20 protein-coding genes are annotated in these 22356 nt (G+C 69.4%); 9 read left to right on the plus strand and 11 right to left on the minus strand.

Annotated features, from left to right (window positions below):
* Nucleotides 1-69 precede the first annotated feature (69 nt).
* From DFR72_RS02375 to DFR72_RS02390, 4 genes are all read left to right on the plus strand, one after another.
* A complete protein-coding gene (locus tag DFR72_RS02375) occupies nt 70-1062 on the plus strand; it encodes a BtrH N-terminal domain-containing protein (protein WP_090064245.1) in 993 nt (330 codons plus the stop codon).
* Nucleotides 1063-1411: 349 nt separating this feature from the next.
* Nucleotides 1412-3109, plus strand: coding sequence for an RICIN domain-containing protein (locus DFR72_RS02380; protein WP_090064244.1), 1698 nt, complete (start codon nt 1412-1414; stop codon nt 3107-3109).
* Between the two features lie 171 nt (nt 3110-3280).
* On the plus strand, nt 3281-3778 hold the full coding sequence (locus DFR72_RS02385) for a GNAT family N-acetyltransferase (RefSeq protein ID WP_245982440.1): 498 nt from the start codon (nt 3281-3283) through the stop codon (nt 3776-3778).
* Nucleotides 3779-3908: 130 nt separating this feature from the next.
* Nucleotides 3909-4763, plus strand: a complete 855-nt coding sequence (locus tag DFR72_RS02390) for a DUF6585 family protein (protein WP_090064243.1) — start codon at nt 3909-3911, stop codon at nt 4761-4763.
* A 9-nt stretch (nt 4764-4772) separates the two neighbouring features.
* On the opposite strand, the gene DFR72_RS02395 is transcribed toward DFR72_RS02390, so the two are convergent.
* From DFR72_RS02395 to DFR72_RS02420, 6 genes are all read right to left on the minus strand, one after another.
* The gene (locus tag DFR72_RS02395; protein ID WP_090064242.1) at nt 4773-5834 is read right to left on the minus strand and encodes a glycerate kinase; all 1062 of its coding nucleotides are present in this window, start codon (nt 5832-5834) and stop codon (nt 4773-4775) included.
* Nucleotides 5822-6631 carry a sugar phosphate isomerase/epimerase family protein gene (locus tag DFR72_RS02400; RefSeq protein WP_090064241.1) on the minus strand — a complete coding sequence of 270 codons (810 nt, stop codon included), beginning with the start codon at nt 6629-6631 and terminating at the stop codon, nt 5822-5824. The genes DFR72_RS02395 and DFR72_RS02400 overlap by 13 nt, the downstream gene beginning before the upstream one ends.
* Complete coding sequence (locus tag DFR72_RS02405) at nt 6628-7776, minus strand: dihydrodipicolinate synthase family protein (RefSeq protein ID WP_090064240.1); 1149 nt, start codon at nt 7774-7776, stop codon at nt 6628-6630. The genes DFR72_RS02400 and DFR72_RS02405 overlap by 4 nt, the downstream gene beginning before the upstream one ends.
* Nucleotides 7773-8924, minus strand: coding sequence for a Gfo/Idh/MocA family protein (locus DFR72_RS02410; protein ID WP_090064239.1), 1152 nt, complete (start codon nt 8922-8924; stop codon nt 7773-7775). The genes DFR72_RS02405 and DFR72_RS02410 overlap by 4 nt, the downstream gene beginning before the upstream one ends.
* 142 nt (nt 8925-9066) lie before the next feature.
* Complete coding sequence (locus tag DFR72_RS02415) at nt 9067-10020, minus strand: glycoside hydrolase family 6 protein (protein WP_245982441.1); 954 nt, start codon at nt 10018-10020, stop codon at nt 9067-9069.
* A 117-nt stretch (nt 10021-10137) separates the two neighbouring features.
* Entirely contained in the window at nt 10138-12351 is a 2214-nt protein-coding gene (locus DFR72_RS02420) for a glycoside hydrolase family 9 protein (RefSeq protein ID WP_245982443.1), read from the minus strand.
* A gap of 307 nt (nt 12352-12658) precedes the next feature.
* Here DFR72_RS02420 and DFR72_RS02425 point away from each other — a divergent pair, with 307 nt between their 5' ends.
* The 4 genes from DFR72_RS02425 to DFR72_RS02440 all read left to right on the plus strand — a co-directional run bounded on the left by DFR72_RS02425 (nt 12659) and on the right by DFR72_RS02440 (nt 17122).
* The gene (locus DFR72_RS02425) at nt 12659-13942 is read left to right on the plus strand and encodes an ABC transporter substrate-binding protein (RefSeq protein ID WP_090064236.1); all 1284 of its coding nucleotides are present in this window, start codon (nt 12659-12661) and stop codon (nt 13940-13942) included.
* 65 nt (nt 13943-14007) lie between these two features.
* Entirely contained in the window at nt 14008-14979 is a 972-nt protein-coding gene (locus DFR72_RS02430; RefSeq protein ID WP_245982444.1) for a carbohydrate ABC transporter permease, read from the plus strand.
* Between the two features lie 2 nt (nt 14980-14981).
* On the plus strand, nt 14982-15803 hold the full coding sequence (locus DFR72_RS02435) for a carbohydrate ABC transporter permease (RefSeq protein ID WP_090064235.1): 822 nt from the start codon (nt 14982-14984) through the stop codon (nt 15801-15803).
* Nucleotides 15800-17122 (plus strand): GH1 family beta-glucosidase, encoded by a 1323-nt coding sequence (locus DFR72_RS02440; protein ID WP_090064234.1) that lies wholly within the window; start codon nt 15800-15802, stop codon nt 17120-17122. The genes DFR72_RS02435 and DFR72_RS02440 overlap by 4 nt, the downstream gene beginning before the upstream one ends.
* Before the next feature lie 15 nt (nt 17123-17137).
* On the opposite strand, the gene DFR72_RS46680 is transcribed toward DFR72_RS02440, so the two are convergent.
* On the minus strand, nt 17138-18394 hold the full coding sequence (locus tag DFR72_RS46680) for an RNA-guided endonuclease InsQ/TnpB family protein (protein ID WP_245982446.1): 1257 nt from the start codon (nt 18392-18394) through the stop codon (nt 17138-17140).
* A 164-nt stretch (nt 18395-18558) separates the two neighbouring features.
* Here DFR72_RS46680 and DFR72_RS02450 point away from each other — a divergent pair, with 164 nt between their 5' ends.
* Nucleotides 18559-19560, plus strand: a complete 1002-nt coding sequence (locus DFR72_RS02450; RefSeq protein ID WP_090064233.1) for a LacI family DNA-binding transcriptional regulator — start codon at nt 18559-18561, stop codon at nt 19558-19560.
* On the opposite strand, the gene DFR72_RS02455 is transcribed toward DFR72_RS02450, so the two are convergent.
* From DFR72_RS02455 to DFR72_RS02470, 4 genes are all read right to left on the minus strand, one after another.
* Nucleotides 19544-20242, minus strand: coding sequence for a DsbA family oxidoreductase (locus tag DFR72_RS02455; RefSeq protein WP_090064232.1), 699 nt, complete (start codon nt 20240-20242; stop codon nt 19544-19546). The two genes, DFR72_RS02450 and DFR72_RS02455, sit on opposite strands and share 17 nt — an antisense overlap.
* Nucleotides 20243-20260: 18 nt before the next feature.
* Complete coding sequence (locus tag DFR72_RS02460) at nt 20261-21472, minus strand: zinc-dependent alcohol dehydrogenase (RefSeq protein WP_090064231.1); 1212 nt, start codon at nt 21470-21472, stop codon at nt 20261-20263.
* 86 nt (nt 21473-21558) lie between these two features.
* On the minus strand, nt 21559-21936 hold the full coding sequence (locus DFR72_RS02465) for a sensory rhodopsin transducer (protein WP_090064230.1): 378 nt from the start codon (nt 21934-21936) through the stop codon (nt 21559-21561).
* 10 nt (nt 21937-21946) lie between these two features.
* Nucleotides 21947-22354: a four-helix bundle copper-binding protein gene (locus DFR72_RS02470; RefSeq protein WP_245982447.1), complete on the minus strand. Its 408-nt coding sequence runs from the start codon at nt 22352-22354 to the stop codon at nt 21947-21949.
* Nucleotides 22355-22356: the final 2 nt, after the last annotated feature.

Below are 22356 nucleotides of genomic sequence, written 5' to 3' on the forward strand. Positions count from 1 at the left end.
CTCACACGGTGTCAGGGCCGAGGGTGATCAGCCGGACGACCCAGCCGCCACCAGACCTCCGGGGAACACATGATCATCGACAACGTCTCGTTCCCCGGCGGCCGGCACTGCGAGACCACCGCTCTCGGCGCCGTGCTGCACCACGCGGGCGTCGAGGTCTCGGAGCCGATGCTGTTCGGCCTCGGCGAAGGCCTGGGCTTCGTCTACTGGGACGCCAAACACCTGGACTTCCCGTTCCTCGGTGGCCGCGTCAAACCGATGGCGATCACCCGGACCGCGGCCGACCGGCTGGGCCTGACGCTGCACGTCCAGCAGACGGCCTCACCGCGCAAGGCGTGGCAGAACGTCACCACCGCGCTCGCCGAGGGACTGCCCGCCGGCTTGCAACTGGATTCGTACCACCTGGACCACTTCACCGAGAAAGTCCACTTCGGAGGCCACTTCGTCGCCATGTACGGCTACGACGACGAGCACGCGTTCCTGGTCGACACCGCGCAGCAGGGTGGTGCCGTGAAGACCACGCTGGCAAGTCTGGAACGAGCCCGCGGCGAACGCGGACCGATGACCGCCCGCAACCTCTCCTACACCGTCACCGGTGCCGGCAGCCCGCCCGACCTGGCCGCCGCCGTCCGGACCTCCATCGCCGCCAACGCACAGACCTTCCTGAACCCGCCCATCGCGAACCTCGGCCACCGCGGCATCGGCAAGGCCGCCCGGCAGGTGACGCGGTGGCTCGACCGCTCCGGCGACCCGGCGCGCGACCTGCCGCTGACCGGGACGCTGATGGAACGCGGCGGCACCGGCGGCGCGCTGTTCCGCGCCCTGTACCGCGACTTCCTCGCCGAGTGCACCGAGATGGTCGACGACGACAACCTCCGTCTGGGACATCGGCTGTACGCCGAGATCGCTCCACTGTGGACCGAGGTCGCACGCCTCATCACGGCCGCCGGCCGAACAGAGGACCAGGAGCCGCTGACGCACGCCTCGGCGATCCTCTTCGACCTCGCGGACCGGGAACGCCGTGCGATGCAGGTCCTGGCCGGGATCACGAGCTCGGCGTGACCTCGCGGAGACGACTCAAAGACCACCTCGGTCTTTCGGGATAAAACCGCGGCACCGGCCACGAAGAAGTCCCGAAGATTCACGTTCATGAACCGGAAATAGTCCTTTCAAGGACCTCGACGGCCGCGACCTGTTCACAAGTATGACCATTACTAATTCGTCGAACGAGCCGGAGATCAATTCGACGCGCACTGACCTGACCATTCGACTCATTCGACTTCGAGCGGTCACCGAACTCGGCCGATCTCGCCGTTGACCAGCACTTGGATAGCCTCCTAGCATCCGATGAGAAATGGCCTTCACCTCCGGCCGGAACTCTTTCTCACTCAGTGTTGGAAGCGGAGTCTCCATGGGAATTTCAGAACAGCCTGCCCGCCTGGCGAGAAAACGCCGCGTGCGCGCTGGACTGGTGTCCGGAGGCGCGGTCGTCGCGCTGGTCACCACGCTCGCGGCCTGGCCGGGCACCGCCGCACTCGCCAACGCGGCGGCGGGCACGTACGTGCTGAAGAACGCCGGCAGCGGGCAGTGCCTCGACGCGGGGACGAGCCCGGCGAGCGGCACGCAGCTCCGGCAGCAGGCGTGCGCCGACCAGGCGTGGGTGCTGACCGAGGTCAGCGGCGGGTTCCGGATCACCGCGGGCGACCTGTGCGTCGGCGTGCGCGACGGGTCGACCAGCGCGGGCAAGCCGGTCCAACTGGAGGCGTGCAACGGTTCCGCGAGCCAGGTCTGGGCGCTCACCGCCAGCGGCGGCAACCACCGCCTGGTCAACGCCAACGGCGGCAAGTGCATGAACGTCAAGGACAACGCCACGACAGCGGGAGCCTTGGTGCAGACCAACTCCTGCGATGGCGCGGCCACCAAGCAGTGGACTCTCGCACCGGCCGGCGGCGGGCCGACCAGCACCACGACGTCCACCACCACGACCACCACGACAACGACCACCACCACGAGCGTGCCGCCGTCCGACGCGCTGTACGCGGCGCCGACCGGTCGTGACGCCGCTTCGGGCACGCTCGCGGACCCGACGACGCTGACGTCCGCTCTCACGCGGGTGGCCACCGGTGGCACGATCTTCCTGCGCGGTGGCACGTACAGCTTCTCGCAGACGGTGACGATCCCGCCCACCAACAACGGCACGGCGAGCGCGCGCAAGAAGCTGACGGCCTACCAGGGCGAGAAGCCGGTGCTGAACTTCTCGGCGCAGGCCGAGGACCCGGCCAACCGCGGCCTGGCCGTGAACGGCTCGTACTGGCACGTCCAGGGCGTCGTCGTCGAACGGGCCGGGGACAACGGCATCTTCGTGGGCGGCAGCAACAACATCTTCGAACGCACGATCACCCGCTTCAACCGCGACACCGGTCTGCAGCTCTCCCGGATGCTGTCCACCACGCCGAAGGAGCAGTGGCCCGCCAACAACCTCATCCTCGGCGCCGAGTCGCACGACAACGCGGACTCCGACGGGGAGGACGCCGACGGGTTCGCCGCCAAGCTCACCTCCGGCCCCGGCAACGTGTTCCGCTACTCGGTGGCGCACAACAACATCGACGACGGCTGGGACCTCTACACCAAGTCGGACACCGGCCCGATCGGCGCCGTCACCATCGAGGACTCCCTGGCGTACGAGAACGGCACGCTGAGCAACGGCGGCCAGGCGGGCAACGGTGACCGCAACGGCTTCAAGCTCGGCGGCGAGGACATCGGCGTCAACCACGTCATCCGCCGCACCATCGCCTACGACAACGGCAAACACGGCTTCACCTACAACCGCAACCCCGGCACCATGACCGTGTCGAACAACCTCAGCATCGACAACACCGAACGCAACTTCTCCTTCGACGCGGGCAGCTCCGTCTTCCGCGGCAACACGTCCTGCCGCAGCGGCAGCGGCAGCAACGACAAGACGGTCGGGAACGCCGACACCTCCAACCAGTTCTGGGCGGGGACCAACGGCTCCCGGTGCGCCTCCTACACCGGCGCGCTCGGCTGGTCGTTCGCCTCCGACGGCAGGCTCGTCGTCACCCTCGGGGGCAAGACCGTCGCGCTCTGACCTTCCACACCGCCGCCACCCTGAACCAGGCCGGGTCCGCACGTCAGCCGCGCGGGCCCGGTCTGGCCGTCGCGTGCCGGCTGAGCCAGCCGCCGTTAAATGGATGGTGACCGGAGGAGGCGACCTGCAGGATGAGTCCCGTATCGACGGACCGGTTCGAGCGGAGACACAGTGGCCGGCACCTTCGCCATCCGCGAAGCGCAAGAAGACGACTGGCCGCAGATGTGGCCGATCATCCAGGACGTCATCACCGAAGGGCGGACCATCCCCTACGACCCCGCCATGAGCGAGCACGACGCCAAGCGGATGTGGCAACTGCCCGCACCGGCGCGAGTGGTCGTGGCCGCCGACGAGCACCGGGTGGCCGGTACCGCGAACATGTACGCCAACCGCCCAGGCCCCGGAAACCACGTCGCTTCCGGCACCCTGATGGTCGCCGAGGGAGCACGGGGCGCCGGCGTGGGGCGGGCCCTCACCACCGACATGATCGACTGGGCCAGGCGGACCGGGTTCGCGGCCCTCCAGTTCAACGCCGTCGTCGACACGAACACCGCCGCCGTCCGCCTTTACGAGGATCTGGGGTTCGTCACGCTCGGCATCGCTCCCGGAGCGTTCCGGCATCCCGCGCAGGGAATGGTCGGTCTGCGCATCATGTGGCTCGACCTGTGACAGAACGGCCCATCAACGCCGTGAATGCTCCTATAGGACTTCCCACTGGTTCGGCCATCCCGAACCGCCGACCGGCGCGCTCGCCCCGTGGTTCGATCAAGGTTTCGCCGAACGCGGTAGTGGAGCACGGATGTCGATTCAGTTCTTGGGGAACCACGCGATCCCGCCCGAGGTGACGGTCGCGGCCTCCAACAGGGGGTTGGGCCAGGCCAAAGCGGTGCACCGGGTGCCGCACCGGATCGGCACCGAAGAGGAGGCCGCGAAGGAGAAGGGTGCCGATCGTCTCAAGGCCGTGCTCGTCCTTGCCGCGGCCGCCACCCCTCTGACGATCGGCCTGCTCCTCTGGTGGGCCACCGAGATCCCCGGCCTGGGCATCGGCGTGGCCGTGGTGCTGGTGCTCGTGGGGTGGGGCGCGAGCGTCCACTACATGGATCGGGACGACGACGAAGGCAACGAGGACCGCGAACGCGTCTACGTGTTCAGCGAGGGTTTCGCGCTGCCGCCGCGGGACGGGGCTCCCGCCCGCGCGTTCACCTGGGACGAGGTCGAGGCGATCCACCGCTTCGTGACCGACAACTACGTCGCCGGCCGGCTCGTCATCACCGTCCACTCCTACCGGCTCGTGCTGGCGGACGGCGAACTGGTCGTCTTCCGGGGCACCGAACAGCCGGACGAGGTGTCGACCACCGAGGTCCTGCAACTGGGTCCGCTGCTGCAGGAGAAGATCTTCGAGCGGCGCCTGCCTCCGGCGGTGGAGGCGATCAACGCGGGCCGGACCGTGACCTTCGGCCCGCTGGCCCTCTCCGCGACCGGCATCACCACCCCAGGCGGTCTCGCGCCGTGGGACACGGTTCGGGACCTGTCGACCAGCGCGGGTCACGTGGTGATCGCCGCGGGGGGCAGGCCGGGGAGCTACGCGATCGGCGACATCCCCAACTTCGAGGTGTTCTGGACACTGGCGCAGAACCTGCACGCGCAGAACTGACCACGTCGCTCACCCCTCCCACCGACCGGCGAGGGCGCCTCCCGCCGCCGAGAGCCAGCGGGCGGGCTCCCGCCGGGCCAGGTCGCCGTCCCCCGCGAGTTCGGTGAGAGACGCGCACGCAACGCCGGCGGGCACCGCCGTGGCGCACGACCCGACGACCAGGGCCACGTCGTCGAAGCACGCCAGGGCGTGACCCACCACCTTGCCGGACCAGCTCTGCTCGTCGAGCCTGCCCTCCCCGGTGATCAGCAGATCGGCCCACTCGAGTGCGGCGGGCAGTCCGGCGAGGTCCGCGACGAACCGCGCACCCGGCACGAGACGGGCGCCCCAGGCCGCGGCCAGTCCGAACGCCGTGCCTCCCGCCGCACCGGCACCGGGGGCGTCGCGGTCGCCGCCGAGCACAGCGGCGAACCTGGCCAGCCCTGCCTCCAGCAGTGCGACGGCGCCGTCGTTCGCGCCCTTCTGCGGAGCGAACCTGCGGGCGGCGCCGGTGGGGCCGAGCAACGGGGTGTCGACGTCCACTAGGCACACGACGTCGCCCGGCGGGATCAACGCGGACAGGTCCGCCGAAGCGATCGTGTTCAGGCCGCCTGAAGCGATCGGGATGCCCTCGGCGGTGCGGAACACCGCGCCGAGTGCGGTCAGCGCGCCCGCACCGCCGTCGGTGGTGGCCGAACCTCCCAGTGCGGCGACGATCCGCCGAGTGCCGGGGTGTCCGGCCGCGGCGCGCAGCAACTGCCCGAAGCCGAAGGTGCTCGCGGTCAGCGGAGCGGGTTCCGCGAGCAGGGGCAGACCTGCCGCCGAGGCCAGCTCCACCAGGGCGGTCCCGTCCCGTGTCAGCGCCCACTGGGCGTCGATCGCGCGACCGACCGGATCGAGCACACGAGCCGCAACCAGTTGCGTACCGACAGTGGTGAGCGCGGCGAGCGTGCCCTCTCCCCCGTCCGCAAGAGGAAGGCACCGGAGCTCGTCGTGTGGCCGCACCGCACGCCAGCCCGCGGCGATGGCTTCAGCGGCTCCGGCGGCGTCGATGGTGCCCTTGAACGAGTCCGGGGCGATCAGGACGCGCATGTCGCCGCGAAGCGTTCGGCGATCAGCGGCACCACCACGCCGGCCGGCTGCGCCCACAGGTCTGCGTTGAAGATCTCCACCTCGACGTCGCCGGTGTAGCCGGCCTTCGCCACGAGGCCGGCGATGTGGCGGAAGTCGATGTGGCCATCGCCCATCACGCCGCGGGCGAGCAGGGTGTCGGCGGGCAGCGGCGTGATCCAGTCGCACACCTGGAACGACGCGATGCGTCCTGCCGCGCGGTCGATCTGGCGTTCCAGGTCCGGGTCCCACCACACGTGGAACGTGTCGACCACGACGCCGACGACCCCGGGGTCGAACCGCTCCGCCAGGTCGAGCGCCTGCCCGAGCGTCGACAACACTCCCCGGTCGGCGCAGTAGATCGGGTGCATGGGCTCCAACGCGAGCCGCACGGACCGTTCCGCCGCGTAGGGCGCCAGTTCTCCCAGCACCTCGGCGACCACGGCCCGCGCACCGGGCAGGTCGCGCGACCCGTCCGGCAGGCCGCCGACCACGAGCACCAGGCAGTCCGCGCCGAGTGCGGCGGCCTCGTCGACGGCGCCGCGGTTGTCGGCGAGCACGGCCGCGCGGTCGGGGCCGGTGAAGAAACCACCGCGGCACAACGACGACACCCTCAGCCCGGCCTGCGCGATCAGCTCGGCGCCGCGTTCGACGCCCACCGAGGCCAGCGGCTCGCGCCACACCCCGATCGACTCGATGCCCGCGGCGACGCACGCGGCGACCGCCTCGGGAAGGGTGCTGGTGTCGATGGTCTTCTGGTTGAGCGACAGGCGGTTCATCTCACGACTCCGTGGAGGTCGAGCAACAGGGACATCCGGTGCTCCGCCAGCGACGGGTCCGGCAACAGGCCCGCCGCATCGGCCAGCCGGAACGTCTCGACCAGGTGCGGCAGCGACCGCGCGCTCTGCAGGCCGCCGACCATGGAGAAGCCCGGCTGCAACCCGGAAAGCCAGGCGAGGAAGGCGATCCCGGTCTTGTAGTAGTACGTCGGGGCGCCGAACACGTGCCGCGCCAGGGGAACCGTCGGTTCGAACGCCGCGTCGTACGCGCTCAGGTCACCGGCGTCGAGCGCCCGCAGGGCCGCTGACGCCGCCGGCGCGATCGCCGCGAAGATGCCGAGCAGCGCGTCACTCGCCACCTCGCCGTCACCCCTGATCAGCTCGGGGTAGTGGAAGTCGTCCCCGGTGTACAGCCGCACTCCCGCGGGCAGGCGCGCTCGCAACGCCTTCTCGTGCCCGGCGTCGAGCAGCGACACCTTCACCCCGTCGACCCGCGACGCGTGGTCGTGCACCAGCTCCAGGAACGCCTCGGTGGCGGCGGACAGGTCGGTGGTGCCCCAGTACCCCGTGAGCGCCGGGTCGAACATCGGCCCGAGCCAGTGCAGGACCACCGGTTTCTCCGCCTGGGGCAGGAGCCTGTCGTACACCCGCCGGTAGTCGGCCGGCCCGGTCGCGACACGTGCCAGCTGCCTGCTGGCCATCACGATCACCTGCGCGCCGGCCTCCTGCACGACGTCGAGTTGTTCGGAGTAGCCGCGCAGCACGGAGTCCACATCGGACACGTCGGCGGCGAGGTGGTCGGTACCGGCACCGGCGGCGATCCGTCCGCCCGCCCCCACGGCCTCGGCCGAGCTCAGGCGGATCAGCTGCCGCGTCGTGGCCCAGTCCAGGCCCATGCCGCGCTGTGCGGTGTCCATCGCCTCCGCGACCCCGAGGCCGTAGGACCACAGGTGCCTGCGGAACGCGAGCGTGCTGTCCCAGTCGACCACGGCCGGTTCCCCGGGAGCGTTGTCGCCCGACGGATCCGCGACGACGTGCGCCGCCGCGAACGCCACGCGTGATCTGATGGGCGCGGAGGGCTTGCCCCACGGGGTCGGCTCACGCAGCACGTACGGCTCTGGGGAGCCGGGCAGGAGGATGCTCATACCGCCAGGTCTCCCAGCACGATCCGCTTGCCCGCGTCCGACGACTTCAGCCCCGCCTCGGCGAGCCTGATGCCGCGGACGCCCGCGAGGAAGTCGTACGGGTGCGGGGTGCCCGCGACGACGTGCCGCACGAACTGCTCCCACTGCGCCTTGAAGCCGTTGTCGAACTCGCCGTTGTCCGGCACCTCCTGCCACTGGTCGCGGAACGACTGCGTCTCGCGCAGGTCCGGGTTCCACACCGGCCGCGGCGTCACCTCGCGCGGCTGGATCCGGCACCCGTGCAGGCCCGCGACCGCGCTGCCGTGCGTGCCGTCGACCTGGAACTCCACGAGTTCGTCGCGGTGCACCCGGACGCACCACGACGAGTTCAGCTGGGCGATCACCCCACCGGTCAGCTCGAAGATCGCGTACGCCGCGTCGTCGGCCGTGGCCTCGTACTCGGCACCCTGCTCGTCCCAGCGCGCCGGGATGTGCGTCGCGGTCCGCGCGGTCACGGCCTGCACGGCACCGAAGAGGTTCTCCAGCACGTAGTTCCAGTGGCAGAACATGTCCACGGTGATGCCGCCGCCGTCCTCGGCGCGGTAGTTCCAGCTCGGCCGCTGCGCCTGCTGCCAGTCACCCTCGAACACCCAGTAGCCGAACTCGCCGCGCACGCTCAGGATCCGGCCGAAGAAGCCGCTGTCGACCAGCCTCTTGAGCTTCAGCAGGCCAGGCAGGTAGAGCTTGTCGTGCACCACGCCGTTCTTCACCCCGGCCGCCGCAGCACGGCGGGCCAGGTCCAGCGCACCCTCGACCGACTCGGCGACGGGCTTCTCGGTGTAGACGTGCCGGCCGGCGTCCATGGCCTTGATGATCGACTTCTCGCGCACGGCCGTCAGCTGGGCGTCGAAGTACAGCGGGTACGCGTCGTCACCGAGCGCGGCGTCGAGGTCGGTCGTCCACTTGGTCAGGCCGTGGAGCTTCGCCATCCCGGCGAGCTTGTCCTCGTCGCGGCCGACGAGCAAGGGTTCCAGCTGCACGCGTGACCCGTCCGGCAGGAGCACGCCTCCCTGCTCGCGGATCGCGAGCACCGACCGCAGCAGGTGCTGCCGGTAGCCCATCCTGCCGGTGACTCCGTTCATCGCGACGCCGAGCGTGCGCACTGTCATCCTGCCTCCTTGGAAAGCGCTTTCCGCTTTACCGTACATGGTGCGAACCGACTGTCCACTAGGAAGGTAAGCGCTTTCCCGCTACAGTCCGCACCGCCGGGGGCACGCCGGCCTGGAGTCCTGCCGTGCCCCTGGCCCTCGATCAGGTGCCGTTGATCAGCCGGATGGCGAGATCAGGGTTGAACGTCCCGGCGGGCGTGTTCGGCGCGACGCCGCAGGGGCCGTCCGAGACGCCGGGCGTCTTCACCCACAGCAGCATGTCGGCGCCACCACCCCGCTGGGCGGTCACCCCGAGCCCGGCGCCCGCCGGGTTGCACCAGCCGTCCGGGTCGGAGTTGCGCCCGTTGGCGTTGCGGCTGGTGTCGATCACGAACGACCTCGCGGCGGGCAGGAAGCTGTTCACCGAGCCGGCGTAGGTGATCGACTGACTGGTCGTGTAGTAGTTCGACACGTTGACGGAGAACCCGCGGATGTCGGCCACGCCGGCCTCGTTCAGCCGGTACGCGATGGTCGACGGGGTGCCCCATCCGGCATTGCCCGCGTCCAGGTACGCGTAGGTGTTGGGCGCCTTGGCTTTGAACTGTTCAGTGGCGTACCTGAGCAGCCCGGCCATCTCGGTGCGCTGCGCCGCCGTCAGGCAGTCGTAGGCGGCGAGCGCGTCCGGTTCGATGATCACGACCGCCGGCTTGGTCCCGATCCCGGCCGCGAAGCCGGAGATCCAGGTCCGGTAGGCGGACGCGCTGCCGGCGCCGCCGCCGGAGTGCCCGCCGCAGGCATCCCGGTTCGGGATGTTGTACGCGACGAGCACGGGCAGCTTGTCCTGCCCGTCCGCCGCGCCCGCGTAGTTCGCGACGGTCGAACCGATGGCGGCGTCGTTGCCGAACCAGCGCGCGATCGGCTTGGAGCCGATCGAGGACTGGATCCGCGCGGACCTCGAGTCGTTCGGGTTGTTCCGGGCCCAGGTGGCGGGCGCGGAGTTCGGGTTGACGTGGAAACCGCTGGTCAGGTCGAGCGGGTTGGCTGCTGTGGCAGGGGTTGTCGGAGACAGCAGCAGGACCGCGCAGGCCGCGACCGCGCAACGGGCAATCCACCGCACTGTGGATCTCCTCTCGATGGGACTGTTCGTACTTCCTTCCGCCCACCGCGGGCCCGCCCGCACAGCACGGTGCGGGGGGGCGGCGGTGGGAGTTCCCGGGTGTTCGGGGCAGAGGGGTCAGCGGGTGTCGGCGAAGGCCGCGACCCAGGCGAGCGCCGAGTTCCAGTTGACGGCGACCTCGTTGGTCGACCACGAGCCCAGTTCGTCGACGTAGCACTTGGCGGGGGCGCAGCCGGGCAGGTTCTGCTGCGCGACGGGGTCCTGCAGACCCGAGTTCGGGCCACCGGCGAGCGACCCGGCGGGCGGGTTGGGCATCTTGGCGTCGACCTGGTTCGCCCAGTGCCGGTGGTGCTGGTTCCTGCTGGCCTTCTCGCCGTAGCCGCTGATGAACGACTGGTTGAGGCCGTTGCGGCCGAGCAGGTAGTCCATCGACTCCAGCACCGCGTCGCTGTACTTGCGGTCGAACGTGGTGTCGTAGGCCATCGCCATGATCATCGACGCGGTGAGCGTGGCACTGGTCGAACCCCAGGCGTACTGGCCGTCGGCGGGCTTGGACGGGTTCGGGTAGCCCTGGGACCGCAGGTCCCGCAGGTGGCCGTCCGCGACGTTGATGATCCGCGAACGTGCGGTGATCACGCGGTCGAGCGGGAACTTCAGCGGCAGCCGCATGATCGTGAGGTCGGCCAGGCCGCCGGTGTCCTTCCAGGAGAACCCGGCCGACGTCAGCTTCGTGGTGACCTTGCTCAGGTACTCGCGCTTGCCGGTCGTCGCGTAGAGCTCGGCTCCGGCCCAGGAGAACTCGTCGGTGACGTTCGTGTCGTCGTAGGCGCCGCCACCGACACCATCCTCCCGCGGCGCGTACTTGGCGGGGCTGGCCAGCGCGGCCTTCCACGCGGTCTCGGCCGCGGCGAGGCACCTGTCGGAGAAGGCGCGGTCCCAGATCCGGTAGACGCGGGCGCACTGGGCTCCGGCGGCGGCGAGGTTGAGCGTGGCGGCCGTCGACGGGGCGTGCAGGTACCGCGGCTGCGGGTCGTTGTGCGGCAGCATCGGATGCGCCGTCCAGGCCAGGTCGTGGATCTTGTGGTGGACCATGCCCGCGAGCGGCTTGCCGGCCGGGACCTGCATCTTCAGCAGGAACTCGACCTGCCAGCGCGCCTCGTCCAGCACGTCGGGCCGCTGGTTGTCCTGCTCCGGGACGGACAGCAGGCCGTCCCGGAAACCCTCGACGTCGAGCGTGTGGAGCGACCGTTCGTAGGTGTCCATCAGCTGCCACGCCGCCAGTGCGCCGTTCACGACGTACTTGCCGTGGTCGCCGGCGTCGTACCAGCCTCCGCTCACGTCCAGCGAGTAGTCGCACTCCCCCGGCAGACAGGGAACGGACACATCTCCCTTGTTCGGCGCCACACCGACATGTCCGGCCGGCCGCGCGTACGCCTCACCCACGTACTTCGCCTCGATCGGGATGCCGCTGCGGTTGTGGTAGAAGTACGCCAGCGAGTCGCGTCGCAGCTGGTCGTAGGGCTTGTCGGTGATGTCGAACGGGTAGCTGCTGTCGGTTCCGACGGTCAGTCTGTAACCGCTTCCAGCTTTCCTGTGGAGCGAGAAGTCGGCGATGTGCACGTCGTCGCGCGTCATCGCGTCCTTGCCCTTGACCTGCGTCTTCCCCGTCCTGACGACGGTGCCCGCGGCGTCGCGCAGCTGCCAGTCGAGCGGGGTCGTGGAGCTGTTCACGATCGAGGCGCGCTTGGTACCCACCGTCGGGTAGGCGTACTGGTTGGTGCGGACCGGTGAGCCGTAGTCCCACCCACCGCCGGGCGGAACGACGCCGCCGGTCAGCGACACGTCGTCGATGCACAGCGTGTACGGCTCGGCCGACGCACCGCCCGCCTGGATCGCGACCTGGCCGCCGGTGCGGGTGGCCACTGTGGACGTACCGGTGAACTCGAACGTCTGAGGAGTACCGGTCAGCGCGGCCGCCTTGTTCAGCACCGTCGTGTTCGGTGCCACGCCCAGCGCGACCGCCGCCCGCACCGTGACGTTCCTCGTCGCGGTCGCGGTGAAGCGCAGGGTGTAGGGCTGCCCCGCCTCCAAGGGGATGTCGTTCTGGCCGATCATCGCCGTCCACGGGTTCGCCGTGCCACCCGGGATCTGCGCGCACAGCCGGCCGCCGGCCACTGTGGACGGAGCGATTCCGCTGCTCCACCACGGGCTCTTCACACTCTCGAACTTGCCGTTGAGCACCCGCTCGTAGGCCTCGGCCGCGTTCGCCTGAGGCGTGATCGTGACGAGCAGGACCAGCGGCAAAGCGGCTGAAACCAGCCTGGTCTTCACGGACATACCGGAGCCCTCTCGGGTCGAAGGTCGTCCGGCACCACCGCAGCGTCGGAGCGAATGTTCACCCACCGGGCTCCCCGTGTCAACGACCCCGCGTCATCGAAATGTGACCGGCGCTACCTCTTCACATCCGGATGGCGTCGTGGTTACAGTCCTGTAAGCGCTCACAGTCTCCCCCGATCTTGATGGGCGCACACCGGCCGAAGCCGCAGCGTCGCAGCAGGTGAACGGTGTTTCAAGTGGTTGCGGAGCGCTCAAATTGTCTGTTAGCGCTTGCGGACCATCGCCAACTGGAGGTTCTTCGATGGGCGTTCGACCCAGGCGCGCTCTGCTCGCCACAACCCTGCTCAGCTCGCTCGTGGCCGTGTCCGCGTGCGGCGGCGGTACCGCCGATTCCGCGTCGGGGGACGTCACGCTGGTCGTCAAGACGTTCAGCCAGTTCGGCTACGACGAGCTCTACAGGGAGTACGAGGCGAGCCACCCCGGCATCAAGATCAAGGAAGAGAACATCGGCAAGCTCGGCGACTACACGCCGAAGCTGCAGCAGTGGCTCGCCACCGGCAAGGGCGCGGGCGACGTCGTCGCGATCGAGGAGGGCATCCTCTCGCAGTTCATGGCGAAGCCCGACCAGTTCGTGAACCTGCTCGACCACGGCGCCAAGGAACTCTCCGGCAACTTCCTGCCGTGGAAGTGGCAGCAGGCGTCCACATCGGACGGCAGCAAGGTCATCGGCCTCGGCACGGACGTCGGCGCGCAGGGCATGTGCTACCGCAAGGACCTCTTCGAGGCGGCGGGCCTGCCTGCCGACCGTGACGCGGTCGGCAAGCTCTGGCCGACGTGGGACGCCTACATCGCGACGGGCAGGCAGTTCAAGGCGAAGTCCCCCGCCGTCGGGTTCTACGACTCGACCGGTGGCCTCTACCTGAACATGCTGATGCAGTCGGGCGACCACACGTACTACGACGCCTCGAACAAGCTCGTGATCGACTCGAACGCGGCCGTGAGGTCGACGTGGGACAAGTCGATCGAGATGGTGAAAGCCGGCCTTTCGGCCAACATCGAGCAGTGGAGTCCGCAGTGGAACGCGGGCTTCAAGAACGGCACCTTCGCCACGATCCCGTGCCCGTCCTGGATGCTCGGCACGATCGAGAAGCAGGCCGGCCCGGAGAACAAGGGCAAGTGGGACGTCACGAAGGTGCCGGGCAACGGCGCGGTGCGCGGTGGTTCGTTCCTCGCGGTCCCCACGCAGAGCACGCACCAGGAGGAAGCCGCCGAGCTGGCCAAGTTCCTGACCAGCGCCAAGGGCCAGACCGCGGCGTTCAAGGCGAAGAACAACTTCCCGTCCTCACCGCAGGCCATCGACGACCCGGTGGTGCAGGACTTCAAGAACCCGTACTTCAACGACGCGCCCGTCGGCAAGATCTTCGGCGACAGCGTCAAGGCGCTCGAGCCCGTCTACCTCGGCCCGGACAACAACGCCATCGGTGACCGCGTCGGCAACGCGCTGCTCGCCGTGGAGCAGGGCAAGCTCCAGCCCGGCGAGGCCTGGGCCAAGGCCGTCGACGACGCCAAGCGCCTGGCCAAGTAACGACCTGGCGGCCGAGGCGAGGGGCACGCGCCCCGGCCGCCATTCCCACCTCGTGAGGACACACGTTGGCGACTGATCTGCGGCCGAGGACGGCCACGAGCACCCCGCTCGGGAGCACACCTCCCGAGCCACCACGCACCGGGCTGAAGGACCGGATCTCGCGCGTCGAGGTCAGGTGGTCGCCCTACCTGTTCATCGCGCCGTTCTTCGTGATCTTCGCGGTCTTCGGCCTGTTCCCGCTGGTCTACACGGCCTGGGTGTCGCTGCACGACTGGGACATCACCGGTGCCGGCGCGTTCGTCGGGCTCGACAACTACGTCACGCTGTTCGCGGACCCCGACTTCTGGAACTCGGTCTACAACACCCTCGGCATGCTCGTGCTCGCCACCGTGCCGCAGCTGCTGATGGCACTGGTGCTCGCCAGCCTGCTGAACCAGAAGCTGCGCGGGGTGACGTTCCTGCGGATGGGCGTGCTGCTGCCGATCGTCACCTCCGTGGCCGCCGTCGGCATCGTGTTCAGCCAGATCTTCGACCGCGACGCCGGCATGGTGAACGGCCTGCTGGGCCTCGTGGACGTCGACGCGGTCGACTGGCGCGCCGACAAGTGGTCGTCCTGGACCGCGATCGCCACCATGGCCAACTGGCGGTGGACCGGCTACAACGCGTTGATCTACCTCGCCGCCATGCAGGCCATCCCGAGGGACCTGTACGAAGCGGCCACTGTGGACGGTGCGGGCAAGGTCCGGCAGTTCTGGAGCATCACCGTCCCGAACATCCGGCCCGCCATCGTCTTCACCGTCGTCATGTCCACCATCGCGGGCATGCAGCTCTTCACCGAACCGCTGATCTTCGGCCAGGGCAGCTTCGCCATCTCCGGCGGCAGCCTGCGCCAGTTCCAGACCGTGTCGATGTACATGTTCGAGAAGGCGTTCCGGGACTTCGACTACGGCTACGGCTCCGCCGTGGCGTGGATGATCTTCCTGCTGATCACCGTGCTCGGCGTCGTCAACTTCCTGATCACGCGGAGGTCGAAGTAGCCATGCGCAAGACCCAGCCCCTCCTCTACGCCACGCTCCTGGTCGGCATCGCGCTCTCGGCGTTCCCGCTGTACTGGCTGTTCGTCGTCGCGACCCGCTCCAACGACGTCGTCGGCGACTGGCCGCCCCCGCTCGCGCCCGGCCCGAACCTCTGGGACAACCTCGGCAGGCTGTTCGGCGCCGAGGACGCGAACTTCCTGCTGGGCATGTGGAACTCGCTGCTGACGTCGGCGGTCGTCACCGTGTCGGTGGTGTTCTTCTCGTCGCTGGCCGGGTTCGCGTTCGCCAAGCTGAAGTTCCGCGGCCGCAACGGACTGCTGCTCGTCATCCTCGCCACCATGATGATCCCCGTGCAGATGGGCATCATCCCGCTGTACATGATCATGGTTGAGCTCGGCTGGCAGAACCGGATGGAGGCCGTCGTCGTGCCGGCGCTGGTGTCCGCGTTCGGCGTCTTCCTCATGCGCCAGTACGCCGAACAGGCCGTGCCCGACGAGCTCATCGAGGCCGCGCGCATCGACGGATGCAGCACGTTCCGCATCTTCTGGACCATCGTGCTGCCCGCGTTGCGCCCCGGCGCCGCGGTGCTCGCGCTGACCACGTTCATGGGTACCTGGAACGAGTTCCTCTGGCCGCTCGCCGTGCTCGAGGCGGACAACCCGACGGTCCAGTTCTCCCTGTCGCAGCTCTCGACCACCTACTACACCGACTACACGCTCATGTTCACCGGGGCGCTGGTCGCCACCGTTCCGCTGCTGCTCGTGTTCATCGCGTTCGGTCGCCAGATCATCGGCGGCATCATGGAAGGGGCCGTCAAGGCATGACCACGTTCGAACCCGGCTTCCTCTGGGGCGCGGCCACCTCCAGCTACCAGATCGAGGGCGCCGTCGCCGAGGACGGCCGCCGTCCGTCCATCTGGGACACCTTCTGCGCGACCCCCGGCAAGGTGGACAACGGTGACACCGGCGCGGTCGCCGCCGACCACTACCACCGCTACCCCGAGGACGTCGCGGTCATGCGCGAGCTCGGCCTGGGCGCCTACCGGTTCTCCATCGCCTGGCCACGGGTGCAGCCGCTCGGCTCCGGTGCCGTCAACGAGCGCGGCCTCGACTTCTACCGGCGGCTCGTGGACACGTTGCTGGACAACGACATCCAGCCGTGGCCGACCCTCTACCACTGGGACCTCCCGCAGCCGCTGGAGGACGCCGGGGGCTGGCCGGAGCGGGACACCGCGCTGCGGTTCGCCGAGTACGCGCAGATCGTCCACGAGGCACTGGGTGACCGCGTCGCGCACTGGACGACGCTGAACGAGCCCTGGTGCTCGGCGTTCCTCGGTTATGCCACCGGCCGGCACGCACCCGGCCGCCAGGACGCCGCCGCGGCGGTCCGCGCCGCGCACCACCTGCTGCTGGGCCACGGACTCGCGGTGCGGGCGATGCCGGACGCACGCATCGGCATCACGTTGAACCTTTCCCACGTCACCGCGGGTTCGGACTCCGCGGACGACCTCGACGCGGCTCGTCGCGTCGACGGCATGCAGAACCGGATCTTCCTCGACCCCGTCCTGCTCGCCGAGTACCCCGCCGACGTCGTGCGCGACCTCGAACCCGTCACCGACTTCGGTTTCGTGCGGGAGGACGACCTCAAGACCATCGCCGCGCCGATCGACTTCCTCGGCGTCAACTACTACTCCCCCATGCTCGTCGGCCACGGCGCGGAGACCCGTCCGTCCGCGTACGTCGGTTCCGGGCACGTCCAGCACCTCGACGGCGGCCGGGCACGGACGTCGATCGGCTGGGAGATCGACCCGCGCGGCCTGCTCGACCTGCTGCTGCGGCTGGACCGCGAGTACCCGGACGTTCCCCTGTACGTCACCGAGAACGGCGCCGCGTTCGACGACGAGGTGCACGACACGGGCCGCGTCGCCTACCTGGACGGGCACGTGCGGGCGTGCGCCGAGGCGATCAGCCGGGGTGTCGCGCTGAAGGGCTACTTCGCCTGGTCGTTGCTCGACAACTTCGAGTGGTCCTTCGGCTACGCCCAGCGGTTCGGCCTCGTGCACGTCGACTACGACACCCAGCGGCGCACCCTGAAGGACAGTGCGCGCTGGTACGCCGGCGTGATCCGGCGCGGCGGACTGTGAGCGCTTACAGAATTGCTACGCTCGACGCACGCCGACGCAAGCAGGGAGATCGCCAGTTGACTTCCTCTCCCTCGTGATCGAGGGAGATTCCCACGGCTCGCGCCGCGGGGTTTTCTGCTTCGTCGCCGACTGCCCGCCCGGAGGGTTCCGTTGAGGTCTTACACCGGCTCCACAGACTGTCGCCGCCGGCCCGGCGGCCAGGATGTTGCGTGCCGCGTTCACGTCCCGGTCGTGGTTCGTGCCGCAGTCGCAGGTCCACGTGCGGACCTGCAGCGGCATCGCCGCCGCGAGTGCGCCGCAGACCGAGCACAGCTTGGACGACGGGAACCAGCGATCAACAACGATCACGTCCCGCCCGTACCAGTTCGCCTTGTACTGCAGTTGTTGCCGGAACTGCCGCCAGCCCGCATCACTGATCGCACGGGCCAGGCGGTGGTTTCCGGCCATGTTCGACACGGCCAGGTCCTCGATCACGAGCGTTCGGGTGTCACGCACGAGCCGAGTAGTGATCTTGTGCAGGAAGTCGGTACGCCGATCGGCGATGCGAGCGTGGACACGGGCGACCTTGACGCGGGCCTTGTCCCGGTTGCCGCTGCCCTTGTGCTCACGGCACAACACCCGCTGGGCCTTCGCGAGCGCCGTGCGGTCGCGGCGTTCGTGCCGGGGATCGCCGATCTTCTCCCCGGTCGAGAGAACCAGCAGGTGGTCGAGACCGACATCGATACCGACGACCGCATCCGTAGCGGGCAACGGTGTCACGCCGGGGTCCTCGCACAGCAGGGACACGAACCAGCGCCCGGCCAGGTCGCGCGACACGGTCACCGTCGACGGCGCCGCGCCCTCGGGCAGTGGCCGGGACCAGCGGATGTCCAGCGGCTCGGCCATCTTCGCCAGCGTCAGCACACCATCACGCCAGTGGAACGCCGAACGCGTGTACTCCGCGCTGGCACGCGACTTCTTCCGCGACTTGAACCGCGGAAACCGCGCACGCTTCGCGAAGAAGTTGCCGAACGCGATCTGCAGGTGCCGCAGCGCCTGCTGCAGCGGCACCGACGACACCTCGGCCAGAAATGCCGGCTCCTCGGTGCGCTTCCACTCGGTCAGCAACGCCGAAGTGGCCTCGTGACCGACCCGCTCCCCACGCTTCGTCCGCGCCTCCGCGCGGGCCTGCAACGCCAAGTTGTAGACCTTGCGGACGCACCCGAACGTGCGCGACAGCTCCGCCGCCTGCGCCTCGCCCGGATGGAAGCGGTACCGAAAAGCCCGCTTCACCAGCCCGTTCACCGTTCACAGATCACCGAACCAGCATGTGCCCCTGTACGACCGGGTCGTGGACGCCGTCTCGCCCCGACGGCGACGCGGCTGTTCCCGCCCTGCATTACAGGGCTCCGATCCCTCCACGTCCAGAAGGACGAGATCTCCCCGAAGGACTTCAGATGAACACCCGACCTCCGACCCTGGAGGAAGTGGCGCAACGCGCAGGCGTCTCGACCGGCACCGTGTCCCGCGTCATCAACAACGCGCGCCACGTCAGCGAAAAGTCGAAGCGCGCGGTCCAGAGCGCCATCGCGGACCTGGGCTACGTGCCGAACACCGCCGCCCGCTCACTGGCGAGCCAGCGGCGCGGCGCCGTCGTCCTGGTGATCTCCAGCGACGACCCGGCGCTGTTCGCCAACCTCTTCTTCGCCGAGGCGATCACCGGGGTCAACGCGGTGCTGGAGGAGACCGACCTGCACCTGATGCTGCTGCTCGCCGCCTCCCAGCGCGGCAGGGACAGGTTCGCGCAGGTGCTCCAGTCGCGCGGCGCGGACGGCGTGATGCTGCTGGCGCTCAAGGAGAACGACCCGCTGTCGAAGATGGCGGAGGACAGCGGCCTGCCGGCCGTCCACGGTGGACGTTCGCTCGACCGCGCCCCCCAGTGGTACGTCGACGCGGACAACCGGGGCGGCGCCCGCACCGCCGTGGAGCACCTCATCTCGACCGGCCGTGCGAACATCGCCACGATCACCGGCGAGCTCGACACCCACGCCGGCATGTCGCGCTACATGGGCTTCCGCGAAGCGGTCGTCCTCGCGGGGTTGAGCGACAAGCGCGTGGCGCACGGCGACTTCAGCGAGTCCAGCGGTGCCGCCGCGATGAAGCTCCTGCTCGACGACCACCCCGACCTGGACGCGGTCTTCGTGGCTTCCGACGCCATGGCCACCGGGGCGCTCGCCGTGCTGCGCGAACGCGGCAAGCGCGTCCCGCAGGACGTGGCGGTCGTGGGGTTCAACGACATCGTCACCGCGCAGCACACCCAGCCCGCCCTCACGACGGTCCGGCAGCCCATCGAGGCGCTGGGCCGCGAGATGACCAGGATGCTGATCCGGTTGCTGAACGGCGAGCAGCCGACCTCGCTGATACTGCCCACCGAACTGATCATCAGGGACTCGGCCTGACCCTCGGCGCGGCTCTGCGCACGAGGTCCGCGGCGACGCCCGGGTCGTCGTGCTCCACCACGGGGAACCCCGCTCCCTGCTCGCCCACCCACTTCAGCTCGATGCCGGGGTTGTGCACGTCGTAGCCGTCGGCGAAGAACAGGTGCGGGCTGCCCTGCACGGCGTCGCGGTTCGCCCGGTAGTCGCGCATCATCGGGCCGCGGGCCCTGCCGTCGTCCAGCGCCTCGCCGAGCGCGCGGGCGTCCACGTGAGGACAGCCGCCGGCGATGTCGAGGATCTCGTGCCGCAGTGCGATGCACCTGCTGTCGCGGAAGAACGCCACCCGCAGCGCCATGTCGAGCTCTTCCGCGGCCTCGGGCGACTGCTCCTTGGCGGCGTGCACCGCCTCGTTCGCCGGCGCGGTCGTCACCGGCCACTCCGACGGGTCGGCCTGCCAGTTCTTCCACCCCATGTCCGGCTCCAGCGCGCCGACGACCGGGATCTCGGAGTCGAGGAACTTCTTCGGGATCGGGAAGGAGTTGACGTCCTCGAGCAGGAAGACCCGGTGGTCCAGGTGCACCTGACCGGTCAGCCCGAGTTCGGCGCGTGCCCGCAGCAGGCGGGCGATCAGCACCGTCGACCACGCGCACGCGATGTCGGTGTAGACGACGATCGTTCCCTCTCGCACCCCGGGTCGTGGCACGACCTCACCTCCGGCTGGTCACGCGACGTCCAGGACGGTCTTGAGCCAGCCGTCCTCGCGCCGGTCGAACATCTCGTAGGCCTCGATCGCGTCGACCGGGTCCTCGTGGCGGGTGATGAACGCCGTGGGGTCGACGGTGCCGCTCACGACGAGGTCCAGCAGTCCGGGCAGGTAGCGGCGGTGGTTGCAGTTGCCCATGTTCAGAGTGAGGTTCTTGTTCATCGCCTCCCCGATCGGGAAGCGGTCGAACCCCGCCGGGTAGACACCGATCACCCCGATCGTTCCCGCCTTCGCCACGGCCTGCACCGCCCACCGCAGCGCCAGGCTCGGCGCGTTGCCCGGCACCCACTGCTCGCCCCGCGGAGCTGCGTCCGGTGCCGCCTGGGCGCGTTCCTGCTCGAACTGCTGCGCCTGCTGCTCGTACTGCTCGGCGGCCGGTCCGCGTGCCGGGCGTTGCGCGTCCACACCGACCGCGTCGATCACCCGGTCCGCCCCGACGCCGCCAGTCAGCTCCTTCACCAGTGCCACCGGGTCCTCGACGTTGAAGTCGATGGTCTCCGCGTTCTGCTCGCGGGCCTTGTCCAGGCGCGACGCGATGCCGTCGACCACAAGCACGCGGCCCGCGCCCTGCCGTTTGGCCGAGGCGATCGCGAACTGGCCCACGACGCCGGCGCCCAGCACCAGCACGGTGTCGCCGTCGCCCACCTCGGCGAGCCGGGCGCCGAACCACGACGTCGGGAAGATGTCCGACAGCAGGATCGCCTGGTCATCGCTCACCGCATCGGGCACGCGCACCAGCGTCGTCATCGCGAACGGCACCCGCGCGTACTCCGCCTGCAGGCCGTCGACCGGGCCCGTCGTCTCCGGACCGCCGAAGAAGCACGTGCCCGCCGACGGACCGTTGGGATTCGCGGTGTCGCACTGGGCGAAGTACCCGGCACGGCAGTACGAGCAGGTGCCGCAGCCGACGGTCGAGGTCACCACCACCCGGTCGCCCGGCGTGAACCCGCGTACCGCCGGGCCGACCTCCTCCACCACCCCGACCGCCTCATGGCCCAGGATCGTGCCCTGCACCATCCCCGGCATCGTGCCGCGCACCATGTGCAGATCGGTACCGCAGATCGCGCTGCGGGTGATCCGCACGATCGCATCGGACGGTTCCAGGATCTTGGGATCGGGCACGGTGTCCAGACGGATGTCACCGATGCCGTGCCACACCACTGCCTTCACTGCGCTTCCCCTCGTTCGCCGGCGTCCTACTGGGCGAGTTCCCGCTGAAGGGCCGGCAAAACACGGTCCACAGTGGAGTGATCGCGTCAGCCCGCCGGCCAGGCGATGGTGGACAGCAGCGCCAGCTCGGCCTGGCGGGAGTCGAGGCGGCTGTGCTGGACGACGACCGGGACGTCGCTGTGCAGCACCGTGGCGAAGTCGGTGTCCCGCGGGATCGGCTCCGGGTCGGTCAGGTCGTTGAACCGCTGGTGCCGCGTGCGTCGCGCGGGGACCGTGAAGCGGTAGGGGCCGACCGGTTCCCTGTCGGTGAAGTAGACGGTGATCTCCACCTGCGCGTCCGTGTCGGACGCGTTGAGGATGCACGCGGTCTCGTGGCTTTCGAGGGCTGGGCCTTCACCGTGGCCGCTTCCGGGGATGTGCCCCTCCGCGATCACCCAGGTGCGCTGTCCCACTGCGTTCTGCAAGTGTGCTCCTTCAGTTGATGGTGGAGAGCAGGTCCCGGCAGGCGGTCTCACACGCGCGGCAGGCCTCGGCGCAGATCCGGCAGTGCTCGTGCATGTCGGCGTGCGACCAGCACTCGTCTCCACATGCCTTGCACGCCACCGCACACGCCTCCAGCAACGCCCGGCTGACGTTGGCGTCGTAGGCGGTGTGCCGCGACAGGACACGGGCCGTGGCGCCGCAGACGTCCGCGCAGTCCAGGTCCGTGCGGATGCACTTCGTCAGCTCCGCCACCGAACTTTCGCTCAGACATGCGTCGGCGCAGGCCGTGCACGCCTCGGCACAGGCGATCAACGCGTCGATCGCCGCTGCCAGCTTTCCCCGGTCCACGTTGATCTCCGCCGGGTAGCTCTCCAGCATCGGCAGCGTCGTCGTGGTCACGT

The organism is Lentzea flaviverrucosa (genome assembly GCF_003350445.1).
In the GTDB taxonomy this organism is placed as follows: Bacteria; Actinomycetota; Actinomycetes; order Mycobacteriales; family Pseudonocardiaceae; genus Lentzea; species Lentzea californiensis.